17 protein-coding genes and 1 tRNA gene are annotated in these 20,704 nt (G+C 51.9%); 12 read left to right on the top strand and 6 right to left on the bottom strand.

Annotated features, from left to right (window positions below):
- Positions 1-158: 158 nt before the first annotated feature.
- Both AC6EMZ_RS10725 and AC6EMZ_RS10720 read left to right on the top strand, forming a co-directional pair.
- On the top strand, positions 159-2,333 hold the full coding sequence (locus tag AC6EMZ_RS10725) for a type I secretion system permease/ATPase (RefSeq protein ID WP_498402453.1): 2,175 nt from the start codon (positions 159-161) through the stop codon (positions 2,331-2,333).
- The gene (locus tag AC6EMZ_RS10720; RefSeq protein ID WP_498402452.1) at positions 2,330-3,505 is read left to right on the top strand and encodes an HlyD family type I secretion periplasmic adaptor subunit; all 1,176 of its coding nucleotides are present in this window, start codon (positions 2,330-2,332) and stop codon (positions 3,503-3,505) included. Before AC6EMZ_RS10725 ends, AC6EMZ_RS10720 begins: the two co-directional genes overlap by 4 nt.
- Positions 3,506-3,537: 32 nt before the next feature.
- Here the strand turns inward: AC6EMZ_RS10720 and AC6EMZ_RS10715 are convergent, their stop codons facing one another.
- Positions 3,538-4,425: a MarR family transcriptional regulator gene (locus AC6EMZ_RS10715; RefSeq protein WP_498402451.1), complete on the bottom strand. Its 888-nt coding sequence runs from the start codon at positions 4,423-4,425 to the stop codon at positions 3,538-3,540.
- Between the two features lie 439 nt (positions 4,426-4,864).
- Between AC6EMZ_RS10715 and AC6EMZ_RS10710 the strand changes: the two genes are divergently transcribed.
- From AC6EMZ_RS10710 to AC6EMZ_RS10680, 7 genes are all read left to right on the top strand, one after another.
- Positions 4,865-6,313: an EAL domain-containing protein gene (locus AC6EMZ_RS10710; RefSeq protein WP_498402449.1), complete on the top strand. Its 1,449-nt coding sequence runs from the start codon at positions 4,865-4,867 to the stop codon at positions 6,311-6,313.
- 150 nt (positions 6,314-6,463) lie between these two features.
- Positions 6,464-7,018 carry a peroxiredoxin gene (locus tag AC6EMZ_RS10705; RefSeq protein ID WP_498402448.1) on the top strand — a complete coding sequence of 185 codons (555 nt, stop codon included), beginning with the start codon at positions 6,464-6,466 and terminating at the stop codon, positions 7,016-7,018.
- A 20-nt stretch (positions 7,019-7,038) separates the two neighbouring features.
- Positions 7,039-8,271, top strand: a complete 1,233-nt coding sequence (locus tag AC6EMZ_RS10700; protein ID WP_498402447.1) for a protein-disulfide reductase DsbD family protein — start codon at positions 7,039-7,041, stop codon at positions 8,269-8,271.
- Positions 8,272-8,291: 20 nt separating this feature from the next.
- Complete coding sequence (locus tag AC6EMZ_RS10695) at positions 8,292-8,849, top strand: RNA polymerase sigma factor (RefSeq protein WP_498402446.1); 558 nt, start codon at positions 8,292-8,294, stop codon at positions 8,847-8,849.
- Positions 8,836-9,462, top strand: a complete 627-nt coding sequence (locus AC6EMZ_RS10690; RefSeq protein ID WP_498402445.1) for a DUF1109 domain-containing protein — start codon at positions 8,836-8,838, stop codon at positions 9,460-9,462. The genes AC6EMZ_RS10695 and AC6EMZ_RS10690 overlap by 14 nt, the downstream gene beginning before the upstream one ends.
- A gap of 195 nt (positions 9,463-9,657) precedes the next feature.
- Entirely contained in the window at positions 9,658-10,629 is a 972-nt protein-coding gene (locus AC6EMZ_RS10685) for a DUF1852 domain-containing protein (protein ID WP_498402444.1), read from the top strand.
- A 27-nt stretch (positions 10,630-10,656) separates the two neighbouring features.
- Complete coding sequence (locus AC6EMZ_RS10680) at positions 10,657-11,688, top strand: methionine synthase (protein WP_498402443.1); 1,032 nt, start codon at positions 10,657-10,659, stop codon at positions 11,686-11,688.
- Between the two features lie 50 nt (positions 11,689-11,738).
- Here AC6EMZ_RS10680 and AC6EMZ_RS10675 read toward each other — a convergent pair whose 3' ends face one another.
- The 3 genes from AC6EMZ_RS10675 to AC6EMZ_RS10665 all read right to left on the bottom strand — a co-directional run bounded on the left by AC6EMZ_RS10675 (position 11,739) and on the right by AC6EMZ_RS10665 (position 13,315).
- On the bottom strand, positions 11,739-12,134 hold the full coding sequence (locus AC6EMZ_RS10675) for a DUF1090 domain-containing protein (RefSeq protein ID WP_498402441.1): 396 nt from the start codon (positions 12,132-12,134) through the stop codon (positions 11,739-11,741).
- 296 nt (positions 12,135-12,430) lie between these two features.
- A tRNA-Phe gene (locus AC6EMZ_RS10670) sits at positions 12,431-12,506 on the bottom strand.
- 95 nt (positions 12,507-12,601) lie between these two features.
- Positions 12,602-13,315 (bottom strand): DUF554 domain-containing protein, encoded by a 714-nt coding sequence (locus tag AC6EMZ_RS10665; RefSeq protein ID WP_498402440.1) that lies wholly within the window; start codon positions 13,313-13,315, stop codon positions 12,602-12,604.
- Between the two features lie 252 nt (positions 13,316-13,567).
- Between AC6EMZ_RS10665 and AC6EMZ_RS10660 the strand changes: the two genes are divergently transcribed.
- Positions 13,568-15,703, top strand: a complete 2,136-nt coding sequence (locus AC6EMZ_RS10660) for an ornithine decarboxylase (RefSeq protein WP_498402439.1) — start codon at positions 13,568-13,570, stop codon at positions 15,701-15,703.
- A gap of 87 nt (positions 15,704-15,790) precedes the next feature.
- On the opposite strand, the gene AC6EMZ_RS10655 is transcribed toward AC6EMZ_RS10660, so the two are convergent.
- Both AC6EMZ_RS10655 and AC6EMZ_RS10650 read right to left on the bottom strand, forming a co-directional pair.
- A complete protein-coding gene (locus AC6EMZ_RS10655) occupies positions 15,791-16,483 on the bottom strand; it encodes a response regulator (RefSeq protein ID WP_498402438.1) in 693 nt (230 codons plus the stop codon).
- Positions 16,473-18,110 (bottom strand): ATP-binding protein, encoded by a 1,638-nt coding sequence (locus AC6EMZ_RS10650; RefSeq protein WP_498402437.1) that lies wholly within the window; start codon positions 18,108-18,110, stop codon positions 16,473-16,475. The genes AC6EMZ_RS10655 and AC6EMZ_RS10650 overlap by 11 nt, the downstream gene beginning before the upstream one ends.
- Positions 18,111-18,455: 345 nt before the next feature.
- Here AC6EMZ_RS10650 and AC6EMZ_RS10645 point away from each other — a divergent pair, with 345 nt between their 5' ends.
- Positions 18,456-19,817 (top strand): 2-hydroxycarboxylate transporter family protein, encoded by a 1,362-nt coding sequence (locus AC6EMZ_RS10645; protein WP_498402436.1) that lies wholly within the window; start codon positions 18,456-18,458, stop codon positions 19,815-19,817.
- 17 nt (positions 19,818-19,834) lie between these two features.
- A complete protein-coding gene (locus AC6EMZ_RS10640) occupies positions 19,835-20,698 on the top strand; it encodes a fumarylacetoacetate hydrolase family protein (protein ID WP_498402435.1) in 864 nt (287 codons plus the stop codon).
- Positions 20,699-20,704: the final 6 nt, after the last annotated feature.

Raw genomic sequence — 20,704 nt, 5'->3', positions numbered from 1 at the left:
AATCCTCGCGGCCTTTTGCGTTTCTTTACATTAATGGGTTTAACCATAGGTTTAATAAGGTATTTTTGCGCGCTCGTTTAGAAACCGTTCGATTTCTAATCGTCAGACAAAGGTATCATTTCAGTGCGTAATTAACGCCCTGAACAGGACGTAGCATTATGAAGACTCACCCACAGTACGAACCCTGGCTACAGGCCATGCTTCTCATCGCGAAGCACTATCGGCTGGACTTTTCTCAGGAAAATGTTCGTGTCACGATCAATCACGAGAGCCAGTCTCCGCGTCAGCAGGTGCTGAACGACATGGCTCGCCAGCTTGGGCTGGGACTGCGTGATGCGCCCGTCGAGGCGGCGTTAATCGATCCCTGGCGTTTGCCGCTGCTGGCCGAGTTTACCGGCGGGCAAATCGCGGTTATTAACCGCATGGATAAAGACGGTAACGTCAGCCTGCAGTTCAGCGGCGATGGCGGGCTGGAAACGGTCCTGACGCGTGAAGAGCTAGGCTCGCGGCTGAAAGGCCTGATGGTGCTGCGCCCACTGGAGTCTACGCCCGACGCGCGCGTGGATGACTACATCAAACCTTATAAGAAAAACTGGTTCTGGGAGCTGGCGCTGAAAGACTGGCGTCGTTACAGCGATATCATGCTGGTCGCCCTGGTGGCAAACGTGCTGGCGCTCTCCGGTATGGTCTTTTCGATGCAGGTGTATGACCGCGTAGTGCCGTCACAGTCGGAAGCCACGCTGTGGGTGCTGTTTGGCGGTGTAATGGTCGCCATCATCTTTGAATTCATCATGCGCATGCTGCGCGTACACATTTCAGATGTGATCGGCAAACGTGCCGATCTGCGTATTTCCGATCGCGTGTTCGCCCACGCGCTGCGCATCAAAAACGGCGCGCGGTCCAAATCGACCGGCTCGTTTATCGCCCAAATCCGCGAGCTGGAATCGGTGCGTGAATTGATCACCTCGACCACCATTGCGGCGATTTCCGATCTGCCGTTCTTCCTGCTGTTCGTCTTTATCCTGTGGATGATCGGCGGCCCGCTGGTGCTGGTGGTACTGCTGGCCGTTCCGCTGCTGTTGATCCCGGGGCTGCTGGTTCAGCGCCCGCTGGGGAAACTCTCAAGCGAAGGGATGCGCGAGTCGGCCATCCGTAACGCCACGCTGGTTGAAGCCGTGCAGGGTCTGGAAGACATCAAACTGATGCGCGCCGAGCAGCGCTTTCTGAATCAGTGGAACAACACCAACGACGTGGCGGCTAACGTCAGCATGAAGCAGCGCTGGCTAACCGGTCTGCTGCTGACCTGGACCCAGGAAGTGCAGTCCATCGTCTACGCCGTGGTGCTGCTGATTGGTTGTTATCTGGTGATTAGCGGGGATATGACGACCGGCGCGTTGGTCGGGACCTCGATTCTGGCCTCACGCACTATTGCACCGCTGTCGCAAATCTCCGGCGTGCTGTCGCGCTGGCAGTCGGCGAAGGTCGCCCGCAAAGGGCTGGATGACCTGATGCAGCGCCCGATAGACGATCCGCAGCAGGGCAAAAAAGTGCATAAGGCGCATATCAAAGGGGATTACCTGCTTGAGGACGTCGGTTTTTACTATGACGAAGAAGAGAAGCTGAACGTGCTGAACATTCCTCGTCTGCACATTAAAAGCGGGGAACGGATTGCCCTGCTGGGCCGTAACGGCTCGGGTAAAAGTACGTTGTTGCACCTGCTGGCAGGCATGCAGGAACCGCAGCAGGGCAGTATTTTGCTGGATGACATCGCGCTCAATCATCTCGATCCGGCGGATGTACGCCGCGATATGCAGTTGCTCAGCCAGCAGGCGCGTCTGTTCTTTGGCTCGGTCCGCGACAACGTGGTGATGGGTAATCCTCTGGCAAACGACGAGGAGATCCATCAGGCGCTGGTAAACAGCGGGGCGCTGGAGTTCGTCCGTAAGCAGAAGATGGGGCTGAATTACGTCATCAATGAAGGCGGTGCAGGCTTGTCCGGCGGCCAGCGTCAGGCGCTCTTACTTGCGCGTGCGCTGCTTACCGCGCCGAATATCCTGCTGCTGGATGAACCGACGGCCTGGCTTGATGAAGTGAGCGAGAAGCAGTTCATTCATCACCTTAAAGGCTGGCTTGGCAAGCAGCGAACGCTGGTGGTGGCCACCCATCGCCTGCCAATCCTGGAACTGGTCGATCGCATCATTGTGCTGGAAAACGGGAAAGTGATCATGGATGGTCCGCGTGACGCCATTCTGAATCAACACGGTATGGCTGCGCAGAAGCCAGCGCAGCGGACCGTGACGATGAAGAAAACCGCCGTGGAGGGGACCGCATGAGTGATTTTTCCCGTTTTAACAGCCGTTTAAAAGAACCACGCCTGCCGCGTTCAACGTGGGTTGCGTGGTCACTCTTTGCTTTACTGGCCGTGTTTGTGACCTGGGCCAGCCTGTTTCACCTGGATGAAGTAACCACCGGAACCGGGAAGGTTGTCCCATCCTCTCATGAGCAGGTCATTCAGTCTCTGGAGGGCGGGATCATCCATAAACTGCTGGTTCGTGAAGGGGATATCGTGGAGCAAGGCCAGCAACTGGCCCAGTTGGATCGCACCAAAACCGAGTCCACCGTGCTGGAGAGCGAGTCTCGTCTGAACGCGGCGCTGGCAACCGCGGCGCGCCTGAATGCCGAGGTGAATGACAGCGAGCTGGTTTTCCCTCCTGAGCTGGACGACGACGTGGAGCTGGTCCAGCAAGAAACGGCGCTGTACCAGTCCCGCCGCGACAGCCTGGAAAAAGGGCTGGCGGGTTTACGCCAGGGCGCAGCACTGGTCCAACGCGAATTGGGGCTGACCCGCCCACTGGTTAACCAGGGCGCGGCCAGTAAAGTCGAAGTTTTGCGTCTTGAGCGTCAAAAAAATGAGCTTGAGAGCAAAATCACGGAAATGCAAAATCAGTATTACGTTCGCGCACGTGAAGAGTTGGCAAAAGCGAATGCTGAAATTGAAGCGCAGCGTTCCGTTATGCGAGGGCGTGAAGATTCTCTGACCCGCCTGACGTTTAACGCGCCAGTTCGCGGTATTGTCAAAGATATTGACGTGACCACCGTTGGTGGCGTGATTCCACCCAACGGTAAATTAATGACCCTGGTGCCGCTTGACGACCAAATGTTGATTGAAGCCAAAATTTCTCCGCGAGATGTGGCCTTTATTCATCCGGGTCAAAAAGCACTGGTAAAAATCACGGCATATGATTATTCAATTTATGGCGGACTGGAAGGCGAAGTGACAATAATTTCCCCGGATACCATTCAGGATGAAGTCAAACGAGACGTTTACTACTATCGGGTCTATATCCGCACGGACAGAAACCATCTGACGAACAAGCAAGGAAAAGATTTCCCCGTTTTCCCGGGAATGATTGCGACGGTGGATATTAAAACCGGAAGTAAAACGATTATCGATTACCTGCTGAAACCGTTGAACAAAGCGAAAGAGGCATTACGGGAAAGATAATAAAAGGGCGGTCGGATAACCGACCGCCTGTTTCAGGAGAGTGCGGCGCTAAAACTGATAGCCGCCAGCCGCTCTTTAGGATGAAGATTCAAATAATGTGTAATGTAAGCAAAATACAATCCGGCATAGTTTTCAACTAACTCAATAAAACTGGGGTAAATGGTCATGAATCCATTTTCTCGATCTTTAAGATACCCGGCTTCTTGCGCTAATTTCATCATCCTGTTCACGTGAATGCGCGATACATAAAATTCTTTGGCTAACACGCTGGCGGAATACTCAATGACCGCGCCATGTGGATTTCTATTTTTCGTTGCCTGCAGATAAAGATAAAGCATGATCATGCGTCCACCATCTTTATCAATAAACAATCCCACCTCGGGCAAGATTTTCTTAAACGTCACGCCGCGAAACAGGTATTCAGCGGCGCGATGGAAAAAACTATGCCGTAAAGCGTTGTTATCTAATAGATTGATATTTATGTTGTAATCTGGATATAGCGTGCTAATGGGTTCTAGTGCTCCTGCCATGTAACGCTTGAGTTCATCCAATCCCTTTTGCGTCGGTTCAATGAGCATCTTTCGTCGATCCTCCGTACAGCGCATGGTCTTTATTCGACCGGTTGTTCTAAGCAAGGTAATGATTGCAATAACGCTGTTTGGGCTTGCCATTTTATAGCGCGTACACAACTCTTTTACTTCCGATACTGAACCAGCCTGGTTGCCAAAAATAAAGCAACACATAGACATGACGATAGTAAACCGGGATTCCTGAAGCATGGTTTTGTAGAAGAGCGGCTGTTTTTTATAAATTGAATCATTAATGGCAAAGTGTTGCCTTATTGCTTCACTGAAACGCGGATTGTTTTTAATCACATCCCTTCGGTGTAGCAGTGCCTTGGATGAAATATTTTTATCCATGCGGTTGCCCTATTCTGAATGAGCTGAGTGTAATGGTGTGCATCGCTGTGCTCAGTAGCGAGTCATTATTATACATGTGATGAATGAAATTTACTTTTGGTATTTGCAAAGATTATTAATTAATTGCTTATGGAAGGGGGTGATCGAAAAGTGAGGTGTTTAGCTCAAGGTGAGTAAAAAATAATTGCGTTAAGCACGCTGGTGAATAAACGCAAAAATGTGCATTTTTACCGACTAAAGTTAATTTGATGTTACTTGGTGTTTTTGTTAAATAAATTTGACACACCTGTCATTTACCTTTTTTTATTATTAGATCTATGGTTATAACATTATTTGTTTGTTATGATTGCGGCATAATGTTGAAAGTCACACTCTCGCTTGAGAGACGCCTCACGCGCGTTTTCTGTGATTTTGTTAATATTTGTTTCTGGAGGGTCTGATGGCCTGGAATACGTTCGTCAATGACCCGAAGCTGTATAAACGTCGATATGTCATTGCTGCCTGTAGCTATACCTATAAAGGCTATGAAGCCCTTCTTGAAAATAGCGGGATCAGCACGTCACGTATTATGATTCATCATGATGAGATAACCGGTGATGAGGTCGATGCTATTAATCGGGATGCCGATGGGGAAATCTCCGTCTTCCTGAAAGGGGATATCTGCGCCATCTTAAGTACGTTAAAGAAGACGGTATCCCTGCTTAATGCGTTAACGGAGAAGCGGCACGTTATTATTTACTGCCGTCTTCCGGTTAGCTGGTTGTACAGAATGTTGCTGACGTTAGTGGTGAATAAACACAAGCTAGAAACGGTTCGGATCGCGAGCTTATCGCTCTCTTGTCATGATGTTGTGGCTGGGGGTTTTCCCGTACTGGAAGACGCCGCCAGAATTGAAGAACGTCTAACGGGTTGTTTGGCAAAGGGACTTTCGTTGCGTGAACTGGATGTCGTGCTCAATTTCTATCGCGGAAACTCGGTCAAAGTACAATCCGGGATGTTCGGTTTAGCCATTAAAACGATATACACCCATCGGCAAGAAGGGCTGCGAAAACTGCAATTTATTCAGCCGTGGCTGAATGATGCAGGGGTGATCCGTGGGGTCAATAAAACGCAAAACCCGATCAAAACCAGTCTGCCGGTCAAAGAGTCTGAGTTTTATAGTGCGTTAGTCAGAAAAGAGATTTTTCCCGTCTATCAAATTATTACTGATAGACATAAAAAAGGAACAGGATTTGAAATTCTCCTGCGCTGGAAAAGACATGATAAGACACTGAAACCTGCTGATTTTTTAAAGAATCTGCACAACAAAAATATATGGCTTCAGTTAACGGCATTAGTTGTTGATGCCGCCGTGCGTGGGATTAATAAATATAACGGGAAATTTTATTTCTCCGTCAATATCCCACCAGAGTTAGCATCGGGTAGCGCGTTACCAGGCATGGCGAAAAAGGCCGTGGAGATGTTGATCCGTCCTGAATGGGCGCAGAAATTAGTCTTTGAATTTGCTGAAACAATTGATGTCACGCGTAATAAAGAGATACCGGAAACCATGCAAGGCATACGTCAGACCGGCTGTCGCCTGTTTCTGGATGACTGCTTCTCAAGCGATCATGTCATGTTCCCTGTCAGACAGGTCGAATTCGACGGACTCAAGCTGGATCGAGATATCGTCGATAAGTTTGTCGCCAATGAAAGTGATTACAATCTGATCAAGGCGATGCAGTATTACAGTGATATGACCGGCGGGATTTGCGTTGCAGAAGGCGTCGACAGTGCTGAGAAATTCGACATGCTGGCGGCCTTAGGATTGAACAGTTTCCAGGGATATTATCTTTCTAAAGCGGTGGTCGAAAACGAACTGGATCGCATGGTTCGTCAATTTAGCTAGAACTTCTCGGCGACGATCTCAAGATGGCGTCAACTGATAACATCCGCAGGGTTTCCTTACGGATGTTTTTTTATGGGTGAGCGAAACCTTCAGGTGTTAGCGTGCGAACTAGTATTCATAAAGCACACTTTTCCCCTGATGGAGTCAACCATGAAACGTTTGAAATCCTTGTCTGCCGCCGCCGCCGCACTCAGTCTTTCCCTGTTTGCCATCAACGCGCACGCCGCCCTGGAAGCGGGGGCTAAAGCGCCTGATTTCAGCTTGCAGGGTGCGCTGGGCGGTAAACCCCTGACGTTCTCGTTGCTGCAGGCGCTGCAAAAAGGCCCGGTGGTGCTCTATTTCTTCCCTGCGGCGTTTACCAAAGGCTGTACCCTTGAAGCACATGCATTTGCCGAAGCGAGTGATGATTTCAAAAAGCTTGGCGCAACCGTGGTAGGCGTCACCGCCGGGAATGTCGATCAGGTGGATGAATTCTCGAAGCTGGAGTGTCGCGATAAATTTGCCGTGGCGGCAGATCCCGGTGCGAAAGTGGCCGCAGAATATGAAACGCTGATGCAGATGAACGGTAAAACCGTTTCCGATCGTACCTCTTTCGTCATCGCTCCGGATGGCAAAATCCTGCTTAGCTATACTGATCGTAACCCCGATGAGCACATTCAGAAAACGATGGATGCCGTGAAAAAATACGCGAATTCGCACTCGTAATATTGCCGTCGGAGTTCGCCATGTTAACTGCCATTCTGGCCGCCTTTGCTGGCGGCATTATTCTCAATTTTATGCCGTGCGTTTTTCCGGTCATTTCCTTGAAAGCACTGGGGCTGCTGCGCCATCAGGGCTACCGAGCCACGGCGCGTACCGAGGGGTTAGGTTTTTTGCTTGGCGTAATTTTCACCATGCTGGCACTGGCCGCGGTGCTGTTGGCGCTCCGTGCGGGTGGCACCGCCGTAGGTTGGGGATTCCAGCTCCAGTCGCCGCTGGTGATTGCTATCCTGGCGTTGATCATTCTTGGGGCGGCGCTCAATCTGCTGGGCGTATTTGAAGTGGGGCTGTCACTCCAGCGGGCAGGGGAGATAACCGGCGGCCGGGGCGCGTTTGTGCGTTCGGCGCTGACGGGCGCATTGGCAATTGTCGTGGCAACGCCTTGTTCAGCACCCTTTATGGCGGGAGCGATCGGCTATGCGCTTGTCCAACCTCCTGTGGTCTCACTGGGGATTTTCCTCGCTCTGGCGCTGGGATTTGCTGCACCTTTTACCCTGATATCACTGTTCCCGGCGATTGCCGAGCGGCTCCCTCGCCCGGGGGCCTGGATGGATCTTCTTAAGCGTGGCCTCGCTTTCCCCATGTTTGGCGCATTTGCGTGGCTGGTTTGGGTGCTGGCGCAGCAGGCGGGCACTACCGCGCTGGCGGCCATGTTGGCCTGCGCGGTAGTGGTGAGTTTTGCAGGCTGGCTTTACGGTATCGCCCAGCGCAGACGTTATCTCGGCCATTCGTATAAAGCGTTGCTGGCCGTCACGGTGGTGCTTTTCATTGCCGCGATTAGCCCGCTTCCGGGCGTAATGCATACGCAGCCGACAGAATCTGAGGGCGTGACGGCGCGCGGTGTGATGCCGGTGAAGTGGTCACCACAGAGCGTGGAGGACAGGCGCGGTCAGGGTAAAGCTATCTTTGTGAACTTTACGGCATCGTGGTGTATTACCTGCCAGGTTAACGATCGCACATCGTTGTCTACTCAGGCGGTGAAACAAGCAATAGAACGTACTGGAACGGTCTATATGGTGGCGGATTCCACCAAGTTTAACGCCGACATTGACGACGCGATGAACACTTTTGGGCAGGGCGGATTACCCCTGTACGTGGTCTATCCCGCCGATGGCGGTCCACCAAACGTATTGCCACAAGTATTAACGCCGTCGATTGTGGTCAACGCGCTGGATAAGGCATCCGGTAAAAAAGCATGAGGTAACTATCCTGGCGAAATATGGATAACGACATCGCTCCACGTGAAGCATGGCCCGCACTCATGGCACGCGCCCAGATGGGCGATCGTCATGCCTACACGCAGCTATTACGGGCGATCGTTCCGGCGATCCGCGCCATCGCGCGTAAACAAATAGCCGACCCTGTACTGGTTGAGGATGTCATCCAGGATGTGCTGCTGACCGTGCATCGGGTGCGCCACACATACGATCCTGCTTATCCCTTTTTGCCCTGGCTAATGGCGATCGCTCATGCCAGAGCGATCGATGCCCTACGCCGCCGGGGGCGTTATCTTCATCATGAGACGGACGAGGGGGCAGAGTGGGAATGGGTGTCATCGGACAAGGGGGATCGTCAGGACGTCGAGGAGGAGCTGGCAATGATTTTAGAGCAATTGCCTTCTCGTCAGCGAGAAATTGTGGAGCATATTCATCTTCAGGAAATGAGCCTTGCAGAGGCGGCAGCGCACAATAACCTGTCGGTTTCTGCCGTGAAATCATTGCTCCACAGAGCATTAACGAATCTTCGCCGGATGGGAGCGAATCATGGTCGATCATGAGTTATTAATCGATAAGCTGAGCCGCGACGCGCAGCCGGTGAAGCGTCCGTGGACGGGCGGGTGGCGGGTATTTGCCTGGACGGCGATGGCGTTGCCGTCTGGCGCGTTAGCCACTTTTCTGCTGCCGCGTGCCGCCACCGACTGGTCGCAATCGGGCGCAGGGTGGACGCTGTTGCAACTGGTGCTGACGTTTGTAGTGGGGGTGCTCGCCATGCGTAATGCCTTTTTGCTCAGTATCGCCGGGCGCAGTGCGCTGAGCTGGAAATGGTTTACCCCATTGGCAGTGCTCTGGCTGACGGGTGTGCTGGTGAATCTCGGGGCGGGCTACGCGGGCGCTGCGCATCGTGATGAGGTTAATTGTTATCTGTTTATGATGGCGGTGAGTGCGCCGATGATGGCGATCGCCATCGGCTATTTACGTCGGACCCGCGCGTTGTATCCATTACGCAGCCTGGCTGCCGCAGGCGTGGGTGTCGCCTGTATGGCCTTGACGCTACTGCTATTCTGCCATCCCGTTGAGGTTCATCCACTGGATTTTGCACTGCACGTTGCAGCCGCAGTATCGATTGTGGCGTTAACGGTAGCGCTGGGGAGGCGGTGGGTAGCCGTTTAAGTAGGGTTTCAGATATGACGGCGAAATAGCGCTTCACCAGTCCACTGACCTTCGTTCTGCTCCTCCCCCCTTCGCTTCAACATGAAGATGACTCATCTTGTAATGAATTTAAGTCGCTATCACTCGTTCAATGGCTCTGGCATAACATATGTAATGTTAACGTATTAGCAACATAGAATGGGAAGCGATAACGCTATGAATAAAGATTTCACATTTACGATTAAGCACAGTCGTTTCGATGAAAATTATAATCCATCAGAAAATACGCGTATCACAACTAACTTCGCCAACCTGGCAAGAGGGGAGCGTCGCCAACAGAACTTGCGCAATACGTTAGCGATGATTGATAACCGATTCAATGCGTTAGCTCATTGGGATAATCCCAAAGGTGACCGGTATTCCGTCGAGCTTGATATCATCTCTGTTGAGATGAATATTGGCTGCGCTACTTTCCCGGCAATCGAAATATTGAAAACCAATATTATTGATAAAAAAACGCACGAGCGCATTGAAGGTATTGTCGGGAATAACTTCTCATCCTACGTTCGCGATTATGATTTTAGCGTCTTGCTGTTGGAACATAATAAAAGTCAGTCAGCGTTTAGCACTCCAGAGGGGTTTGGTGAACTACATGGCAACATCTTCAGGCATTTCGCCAGTTCGAGCGAATACCAGGAGAACTTCAGTAAACCTCCGGTGATTTGCCTCAGCGTTTCTAATAAAAATGCCTATCATCGCATTGGCAATGAGCATCCGGTTTTAGGTATCGAATATCAACAAAAGGGCTCATCGCTGACTGAAGCTTATTTCAAAAAAATGGGTTTGCAGGTTCGTTATTTTATGCCGCCAAATAGCGCTGCGCCTTTAGCCTTCTTCTTCTCTGGCGATTTGCTGAGCGATTACACTTTTCTTGAACTGATCGGCACCATCAGCACCATGGAGACATTCCAGAAAATTTATCGCCCAGAGATTTACAACGCTAACTCGGTTGCGGGACAGCATTACCAACCTGACCTGAATAACCAGGATCATTCATTAACAAAAATTGTTTACGATCGAGAAGAACGTAGCCAGTTAGCGATTGAGCAGGGAAAGTTTACTGAAAAGCATTTCATCACACCTTACAAGAATATTCTTGAGCAATGGTCTGCTAACTGCGTTCTTTGATTAACTAAAAATATAAGGTTACCTGCTATGAAAACATTGCTCCCCACCTCGACGGCTGGCAGCTTACCCAAGCCTTCCTGGCTGGCACAGCCCGAGACGCTGTGGTCCCCCTGGAAACTGCAAAATGAGGAATTAGTTGAGGGTAAACAAGACGCGCTGCGTTTATCCCTGGACGATCAGCTGCGGGCGGGCATTGATATCGTTAGCGACGGTGAGCAAACGCGCCAGCATTTTGTCACGACGTTTATTGAGCACCTCAGCGGCGTTGATTTTGAAAAACGTCAGGTCGTTAAAATTCGTAATCGCTATGATGCGAGCGTGCCGACCGTCGTGGGTGCTGTGGCGCGCCAGAAGCCCGTGTTTGTCGACGATGCCAAATATCTACGTCAGCTTACGACACAACCCATTAAATGGGCTTTGCCTGGCCCGATGACGATGATTGATACGCTGTACGATAATCACTATAAAAGCCGTGAAAAGCTGGCCTGGGAATTTGCTAAAATTCTTAACCAGGAAGCCAGAGAATTAGAGGCTGCGGGTGTCGATATTATCCAGTTTGATGAACCTGCCTTTAACGTGTTTTTTGACGAGGTGAATGACTGGGGAATTGCTGCCCTGGAAAGAGCCGTCGAAGGACTGAAATGTGAGACAGCGGTGCATATCTGTTATGGATATGGCATTAAGGCGAATACGGACTGGAAAAAGACGCTGGGATCGGAGTGGCGACAATACGAAGAAGCGTTCCCGAAACTGCAAAAATCGACGCTCGATATTATCTCGCTGGAGTGCCATAACTCGCGAGTGCCCATGGATCTGCTTGAACTGATTCGCGGTAAAAAAGTGATGGTAGGAGCCATTGACGTGGCGACTGACACCATTGAAACGCCGGAAGAGGTCGCCCGTACTTTACGTGCAGCCCTGCAGTTCGTCGATGCCGACAAGCTCTATCCTTCGACCAACTGCGGGATGGCCCCCTTATCGCGTCGGGTCGCCAGCGGCAAACTTGATGCCTTAAGCAAAGGTGCGGAGATTATTCGTAGAGAACTTGCGAGCAGATAACGCGCTTAACAATAGCGAAATAAAAATGGCCGTTTCGACGGCCATTTTATTTATTGAGACAATGCGCGCTGTGCTTCTTTCAGTTCTTCCTGCGCGTCTTCCAGTTTCTTCTGCTTTTTACTGATCTTATCCAGACGTCCAATTTCTTTTGCTTCCTGAAGCTCAGCAAGGCGTTCGTTTACTTTTTCCTTTTTTTCGTTCACTTTCGCTGTACGCTCTTTGAGAAGTGACTCATCGGTGCAATGATCCTGTACTTCCGTCAACGCCTTCTCAAGCCCATTAATTTGATTCTGGTTGTTATGGCTTTTGGCGTATTCAAGCTGCGTCTGAATTTCTTGTTTTTTAGCCGCGCAACCCGTGAGCGCTGCTGCCGCACTTGTCTGCGAGAATGCCAGTAATGATAACGCGATAATAATTTTAAGATTTTGTTTTGCATCGAATAACATTGATAATAAACTCCATGTAATACATCAGATGAATTTATAGTTTTAAAAGTGGACCGCTATTATTAATGAAAGTAGGGTTGATGGCAATATGTACAAAATTGGGTTTATTTCATAGCCGATTATTATGATGTGGATTTATTATGTGCTGATCAAATAAAGATAAATTGAAATATGAAGTGAGTAATAATAAATCGTTCAGATGCCAGGCGTGGGGAGGGGGGTTATCTTGACCAAGAGTCACATTCATTGCGAGCCTCAAAAGCAAAAAACCCGCCATAGGCGGGTTCTTCTGAATGTGGTGCCCGGACTCGGAATCGAACCAAGGACACGGGGATTTTCAATCCCCTGCTCTACCGACTGAGCTATCCGGGCAACGGGCGGCATTAAACCCGATCCGCCTCTTTCCGTCAACGAAATTTGTTGTTTTCGTTACAGACTGCACAAAGTCTCGCCACGTTGCGGGAAACTCAGGCAAAAAAGTGCGTCCAGAGCGCAGAGAGCGGCATGGCGAGCACCAGCGCGGGCAACATATTCACCACCGCAAACATCTTAATGCCGCAGATGCGCAAGCCCGTTGCCAGCAGTAATAGGCCACCGACCGCAGTAAAATCGGCCATCATGGCGGGTGTGGTCAGGGGGAGTATCAATGTGGCGCAGGTCGCGAGGGCGAGCTGAATCATCAGCATCGGTACGCTAATGGCGGCAACGGCGATGCCCAGCGTGGTGGCGAAAATGGTGGCGGTGAAGAAATCGAGAAAAGCCTTAGCAATCAGAATGCTTGGGTCGCCGGTCATCCCTTCCTGCATCGAACCAAATATCCCCGTTCCGCTGGCGCAAAACAGAATAATGATCGCGACGTAGTTTTGAACAAACACTTCATGCGTGCCATTTTTAACTTTGTTCGGGTGAGAAATCAGGTTCTTCGCTTTGCTCACCGCGCCGTTAATGCCTTTTTCCAGATAGCAAAACTCACCAATCAGAGCACCCAGCAAAGTGGCCAGTACCATCACCGGCAGGTTGGCGCATTTGATAACCAATAGTACGCCGATACCTAGCGAGGCGAGGCCAAAGATGGAAGGCATCGACGCGCGAATACGCTCCGGTAATCGCTGGCTTAATACCGCGCCAAGCACGCCGCCAAGAAGCACGGCCCCGGCGTTGATAAACGGTCCTACAACCACGGTAAGCTCCTGTTATTTAATCATTGATATTGCATTATTATGGCACGAGTACGCCGACGACAGCTTAACTTTAGATGATGTAATGCATAAAAGTTCAGTCTTGCGCGGTCAGGTCAATAATGACATTATTGCGCGAATTTTCTCCTCCCGGATAACGAGGCCGCCAATGATAAGAGAGCTTACCGCTGCGCGAATGCCTGCTTGTCTCAACGCTTTAGTCTCCTGTCTCCCCTGAAACGGGTATTTGCACATATGAAATCACTAAAAATTGCCGTCAGCCATGAGCTGATTTCTGCTCTCTCCACGCATCGTGAATTAGTGACGCTGGACAACACCGATTTCACGGATGTGGCGGCAGTCGTCATTACCGTTGTGGAAAGCCGCAGCGGGATCCTGGCGTTATTGAAACGAACGGGTTTTCAGCTTCCCGTGTTTATCTTCTCCGACGAGCAGATTGATGTTCCCGAAGGTGCCACTGCGGTCATCAACGGCAAAGCGCAAGAGTTCCTGGAACTGGAAGCGGCGGCCTGCTGCTATGAAGAGAACTTATTGCCACCCTTTTTTGACACGCTGACCCAGTATGTTGCGATGGATAACAGTACGTTTGCCTGTCCTGGGCATCAGCATGGCGCGTTTTTCAGAAAGCATCCGGCAGGACGGCAGTTCTATGACTTCTTTGGCGAGAACGTATTTCGCGCCGATATGTGCAACGCCGACGTGAAGCTTGGCGATTTGCTGATTCATGAAGGTTCCGCCAAGCATGCGCAAAAGTTTGCGGCGAAAGTGTTTAACGCCGATAAAACCTACTTTGTGCTCAACGGCACGTCAGCCGCCAACAAAGTCGTCACCAATGCGTTATTGACGCGTGGCGATCTGGTGCTGTTCGATCGCAACAATCATAAGTCTAACCACCATGGTGCGCTAATTCAGGCGGGTGCGACGCCGGTCTATCTGGAAGCGGCGCGTAATCCGTTCGGCTTTATTGGTGGTATTGATGAGCATTGTTTTGACGATGGGTACCTGCGCGAACTTATTCGCGAGGTGGCTCCTGAAAAGGCCATGGATGCGCGTCCGTTTCGCCTGGCGGTGATCCAGCTTGGCACTTACGACGGCACCATCTACAACGCCCGACAGGTGATCGACAAGATCGGCCACCTGTGCGATTACATCCTGTTTGACTCAGCGTGGGTAGGCTACGAGCAATTCATCCCGATGATGTCCGACACTTCGCCGCTGCTGCTGGAACTTAACGAGAACGATCCGGGCATTTTCGTGACCCAATCGGTGCATAAGCAGCAGGCTGGGTTCTCTCAAACCTCGCAGATCCATAAAAAGGATAATCATATTCGCGGTCAGGCACGCTTTTGCCCGCACAAGCGCCTGAACAACGCGTTCATGCTGCATGCGTCTACCAGCCCGTTTTATCCGCTGTTTGCTGCGCTGGATATCAATGCCAAGATCCACGAAGGCGAAAGTGGGCGCAGGCTGTGGTCAGAGTGCGTCGAGCTGGGTATCGAGGCGCGTAAAGCGATCGTGGCCAACTGCAAGATGATCAAACCGTTCATTCCGCCTGTGGTGGCCGGTCGTCCGTGGCAGGATCACCCGACGCACGCGATAGCCCGCGAGCGTCGTTTCTTCAGCTTTGAGCCGGGCGCGAAATGGCACGGCTTTGAGGGATACGCCAGCGAGCAGTATTTTGTTGATCCCTGCAAGCTGCTGCTAACCACGCCGGGCATTGATGCCGAAACCGGGGAATACACCGACTTTGGTATTCCGGCGACGATCCTTGCCCATTACCTGCGTGAAAACGGTATCGTGCCAGAGAAGTGCGATCTCAACTCGATCCTCTTCTTGCTCACTCCCGCAGAAAGCGCCGAGAAAATGGCGCAGCTGGTGGCGATGCTTGGACAATTTGAGCAGCATATTGAAGACGACACGCCGCTTGCCAACGTGCTGCCGACCATTTTCAACAAATACCCGGTGCGCTATCGGGATTACACCCTTCGCCAGCTTTGTCAGGAGATGCACGACCTGTACGTCAGCTTTAACGTTAAAGATCTGCAAAAGGCGATGTTCCGCAAAGAGGGATTCCCTGCGGTAATGATGAATCCTCAGGATGCCAATCAGGAGTATATTCGCGGCAACGTGGAGCTGGTGCGCATTAGTCAGGCTGAAGGCCGAATTGCCGCAGAAGGCGCGCTGCCGTATCCACCGGGCGTGCTCTGCGTGGTGCCTGGTGAAGTCTGGGGCGGGGCGGTGCAGCGTTACTTCCTGGCACTGGAAGAGGGTGTCAATCTGCTGCCGGGCTTCTCGCCGGAACTGCAGGGCGTTTACAGCGAAAAAGATGCTGATGGGATTAAGCGGCTGTATGGGTATGTTTTAAGATAGGAATGCCCCTCATCCTGGCAGACTCCGAACGGTCCCTTCTCCCTTTTGGGGAGAAGGTTAGGATGAGGGGATCAAATCGCACGATCTTCACGCCTCTGCCCGCCTGTACATCCTTCGCGGATGCCCAATTTTCCCGTATAACATCTCCACGCTTAAAAACCCCGCCTCCACGCAGTGTTCCAGATACCTGCGGGTGGTCGTTTTGCTTAAACCCGTCTCACTCACCACTTCATCTACTGAAAAACAGTGTGTGACTTTGTCGTTAAACAAAGCCTGCACCAGCCCCAGCGTGTTCTCTTCAATTCCTTTGCTGCCATTATCCTGGCGATAATTTTTTGCCTGAAGTTGATACAGCGAATCCACGTTCTGCTGATCGACGATCTTCCATACCCGCTGCTGTTCGGCGAACTGAACAAAACGCTCCAGCGACTGGCTGAGACGCTTCCATGACACGGGCTTGAGAATATAGTCAAATGCGCCGTTACGGATCGCCAGGCTACAGGTATCCATATCGCTGGCGGCAGTGATAAATATTACCGAGCAGTTTGCGTGTACCAGCAGGGGATTGCTGATCAACGTGATGCCTTTACCATCGGGCAAATAGTTATCCAGCAGAACGAGCTGCGGGTGCAGGCTCGCGAGCTTCGCCTGCGCCTCTGCCAGCGACGAAGCGATGCCGACCAGCCTCAGACGTGGATGTTTGCTAATCAGCTCTGCGTGAAGCTGTGCCAGTTCGTTCTCATCTTCAACAATTAAGACGTCGATATGTTCATGTTGCATAGTCAGTATCTTCCAGTTCCTGAGCGGGGCGCCGGGCGGTTCCCGTGGCGGGAATAAAGAGCGAGAAAATAGCGCCCCGAGGCGTGTTATCGGCAACTTCTATCGAGCCGCCAGCCTGGGTTACGTAACTTTCGATCAGGTACAGGCCAATCCCGTGATCGCCGCGTGTTTTGGTGGTGATGCCGCGTTCAAATATCCGCTCGCGGATCGCAGGTGTAATCCCCACGCCCCGGTCGGCGACTTCAATAATCAGTTCACGCTCGTTCAGCTTAATCAGAACCTCGACAGGATCGTGCGGGAGCGGCGCGCGCTGCGTGGCTTCGATGGCGTTATCCAGCAGGTTGCCAATAATCGAAATCAGCTCTGCTTCGAGAAGCGGGGCAAACGGTTTATCCATTGCGCAGGCGGGGTCGAAATTCAGCTCGACGCCTTTTTCACGCGCTCGAGCGGATTTCCCAAGTAGCAGGCCACACAGCGTTGGCGAGCTAAAGCGTGAGGAGATAAAGTCCAGCAGTTCCTGCGCGTGTTCCGACTGCGCCTGTATAAAGCGAATCGCCTCTTCGTAACGCCCCATATGCAGCAGGCCGGAGAGGGTCGTCATGCGGTTCAGCTGTTCGTGGCGCATAATGCGCAGATTATCGACGTAGCGTTTAACCTGACTCAACTGGGCGCTGAGCGAGTCAATCTCATTACGATCGCGAAAGGTGATCACCCATCCCTGGAGCGAATCTTCCAGCATGATCCGCACGCGGCTGGCGATCACCGTCAGATCGTTGAAGCGACAAATCTCATCGTGCGTATCTTTGAGCAGCATGGTTTGTGGGATGAAGAACGGCACGGGCGCGATGACGTCGCTAATAAGCTGCCCGCGTAGCTCACGGGCGGGCTGCGATAAACCCAGCAGCTTCCTCGCCGCCTGGTTGATCACCTCGATCCGCAGATCGCGATCGACGGCGATCACCCCTTCGTAGATCGACTCCATCATCGCTTTCTGCTGACGCACCAGCAGGCCTATCTCGCGCGGCTCCAGCGAGAAGATCTGCTTTTTGATGCTGCGAGTGAAGAACCACGAAAAAATAAACAGGGCGATAAGGAGCAGCACGGCGGCAATCAGGATGTTCACCACCTTATTAACGGTGATGGTGTCGAGATAGCTGGTGAGATACCCGACGGAAACAATACCCACCACCTGTCCGGCATCGTTAAGGATCGGCGCTTTGCTGCGCAGTGAAATGCCTAAACCGCCTTTGCGGATCGTCGTGGTACTTTTACCACGCAGGACCTCGACGTTATCCCCACCGACAAGCGTAGTACCAACCCGATCGGCAAACACCGAGTGAAAAAGATGTCGACCTTGATTATCCCCAATGACAATAAAACTGGCGTCGCTGTGTGCGGCTATTTGCTGCATAAAGTGATGGATAGCATTGATATCTTTTGCTTCGACTTCTTTGCGTAAATTAGGAATAAGTGCAATTTCTTCTGCCTGTATTTTGGCTCGGGTACTCATCTCCTGATATAGTTGCCTGCCAACATCCACATAATAATAACTTCCCAGTAAGGCAAACAGCACTGAGAAAAAGGCCACCAGCGAAATAAACAGCTTTATCTGAAACGAGAATCTCATGGCTATCACGCGAAGCATCAAGGGTTGTGGGCAATATATCACGCTTTTTTAAGCGTGATATCGGGTTTGCCCAAAACTTGTGATCCTTTGCACAGCGCGATTTACAAGACAATTATTAGTATTAAGTTTTGTCTTAATACTAAATGCGAAATGTTATTTGAATGTTCATTCAGGAAAAGAAACCATTAAAACCACGGCGATAAATAAGGTGTTAATCACATTAAATAAAAGAAACCTTTAAAACCATAGAGGCCATTAAAACTTCGGTTTTAATATGCCTTTCCTCACATAACGTAAGCCTTAGTGACTTTAAGCTGAACGCACAAATAACCAAGAGGCTTAATTATGAGCACTACTGACGATTCATTCTCTGTTTCTCACGACCCGATTGATATTCAGCGGCCATCGCTCAAAGAGCGCTGGTGGCACATTATGGATACCTGGAAAGTGGGGATCATCCCGCTGCCGCTGTTTGTTTTAGCGGGTGTATTAATCGCCATCGACTGCCTGGGCGGCAAGCTGCCAAGCGACATCGTGGTGATGGTCGCCACGCTGGCGTTCTTCGGCTTCGCCTGCGGTGAGTTTGGCAAACGCCTGCCGATTGTGGGCAAGCTCGGCGCGGCGGCGATTTGCGCCACCTTCATTCCGTCGGCGATGGTCTATTACGGCCTGTTGCCGGACGTGGTGGTGGAGTCGACCACCAAGTTCTACAAATCCACCAACATCCTTTATCTCTATATCTGCTGCATCATTGTCGGCAGCATCATGAGCATGAACCGCACAGTGTTGATTCAGGGCTTCCTGCGTATTTTCTTCCCGATGCTGTGCGGCGAAATCGTCGGCATGATCGTCGGGATGGGCGTGGGTATGGCGCTGGGTCTTGAGCCGTTCCAGATCTTCTTCTTTATCATTCTGCCGATTATGGCGGGTGGGGTAGGCGAGGGTGCCATACCGCTTTCCATCGGCTATGCCGCACTGCTGCATATGGACCAGGGCGTGGCGCTCGGTCGCGTGCTGCCGATGGTTATGCTCGGGGGCTTGACCGCCATCATCATCTCCGGCTGTCTGAACCAGCTCGGCAAGCGTTACCCGCATCTGACCGGCGAAGGCCAACTGATGCCAAACCGCGCCAATGCGGACACCACCGTTTCCCAGCCTGCGTTCTCCGGCAAAGCGGACGTGACGACGATTGCTTCCGGCGCGTTGCTGGCGGTGCTGCTCTACATGCTGGGCATGCTCGGTCACAAGCTGATTGGCCTGCCTGCACCGGTTGGCATGCTGTTTATGGCGGTGCTGGTCAAGCTGTGTAACGGTGCTTCTCCCCGTCTGCTTGAAGGTTCGCAGGTGGTTTACAAATTCTTCCAGACTTCCGTGACTTACCCGATTCTGTTCGCCGTGGGCGTGGCCATTACCCCGTGGCAAGAGCTGGTTAACGCCTTCACCGTGAGCAACCTGCTGGTGATTGTCAGCACCGTCTCCGCGCTGGTGGCAACCGGGTTCTTCGTGGGCAAAAAGATTGGTATGCACCCGATTGATGTCGCCATCGTCTCCTGCTGTCAGAGCGGGCAGGGCGGTACGGGTGACGTGGCGATCCTGACCGCAGGCAACCGCATGAGCCTGATGCCATTCGCCCAGATTGCTACCCGTATCGGCGGAGCGATTAACGTCTCCATCTCACTGCTGATTCTGGGCAACTTCCTCGTTTAAGTCTTCAGGAAAGAACAATGAAACTCGCAAGCTTTATTTATAAAGGTCAACGCAGTTACGGCATCGTCAAAGGTGATGGCGTAGTAAATTTAGGCCGCCGTTTGGGCGACCGTTACGGCGACCTTAAGGCGCTGTTGCAGGGCAACGGCATGGCGGAAGCCACGCGCTATCTTAACGACCCCGTCGACGTGGCGATGGACGCCATCACCTTTTTACCGGTGATTGAGCAGCCGGAGAAAATCCTCTGTGTGGGCATGAACTACGCCGCCAAGCGTCAGGAGTTCGACCAGCATAACCCGGCACCAACGCTGTTTGTTCGCTTCCCGGACTCCCAGACCGGCCACAACGCGCCGGTGCTGAAACCGCGTCACTCCAGCGAGTTCGACTATGAGGGCGAACTGGCGGTCATCATTGGCAAAGGCGGCGAGAACATTCGCCGCGAGGACGCGCTGCGCCACGTGGCGGGCTACAGCTGCTACATGGACGGTTCTGCCCGCGACTGGCAGCACACCTGGTTTACGGCGGGCAAAAACTGGCGTCAAACCGGGGCGTTTGGCCCGTGGATGGCCACTGCCGATGAAATCCCGGATCCGCATCAGTTAGCGATTCGCACCTGGCTGAACGGGCGCATGGTGCAGGAAGACAACACCAGCAGCATGATCCACAAGGTCGCGGAGCTGATCGAGTACATCAGCACCTTCACCCGCTTAAGCCCGGGCGATGTGATCATCACCGGATCGCCGGGCGGCGTGGGTAAAAAGCGTAATCCACCGCTGTTTATGAAAGAGGGCGATCGCATTGAAGTGGAGATCGAGAACATCGGTCATCTGAGCAACACGATCATAGAAGCGCCAGCACACACGCTGACGGCAGCGCACTAGGGAAGG

This window comes from Enterobacter sp. SCRI0065, assembly GCF_059766475.1.
This window is presented reverse-complemented; position numbering and strand designations above follow the sequence as displayed.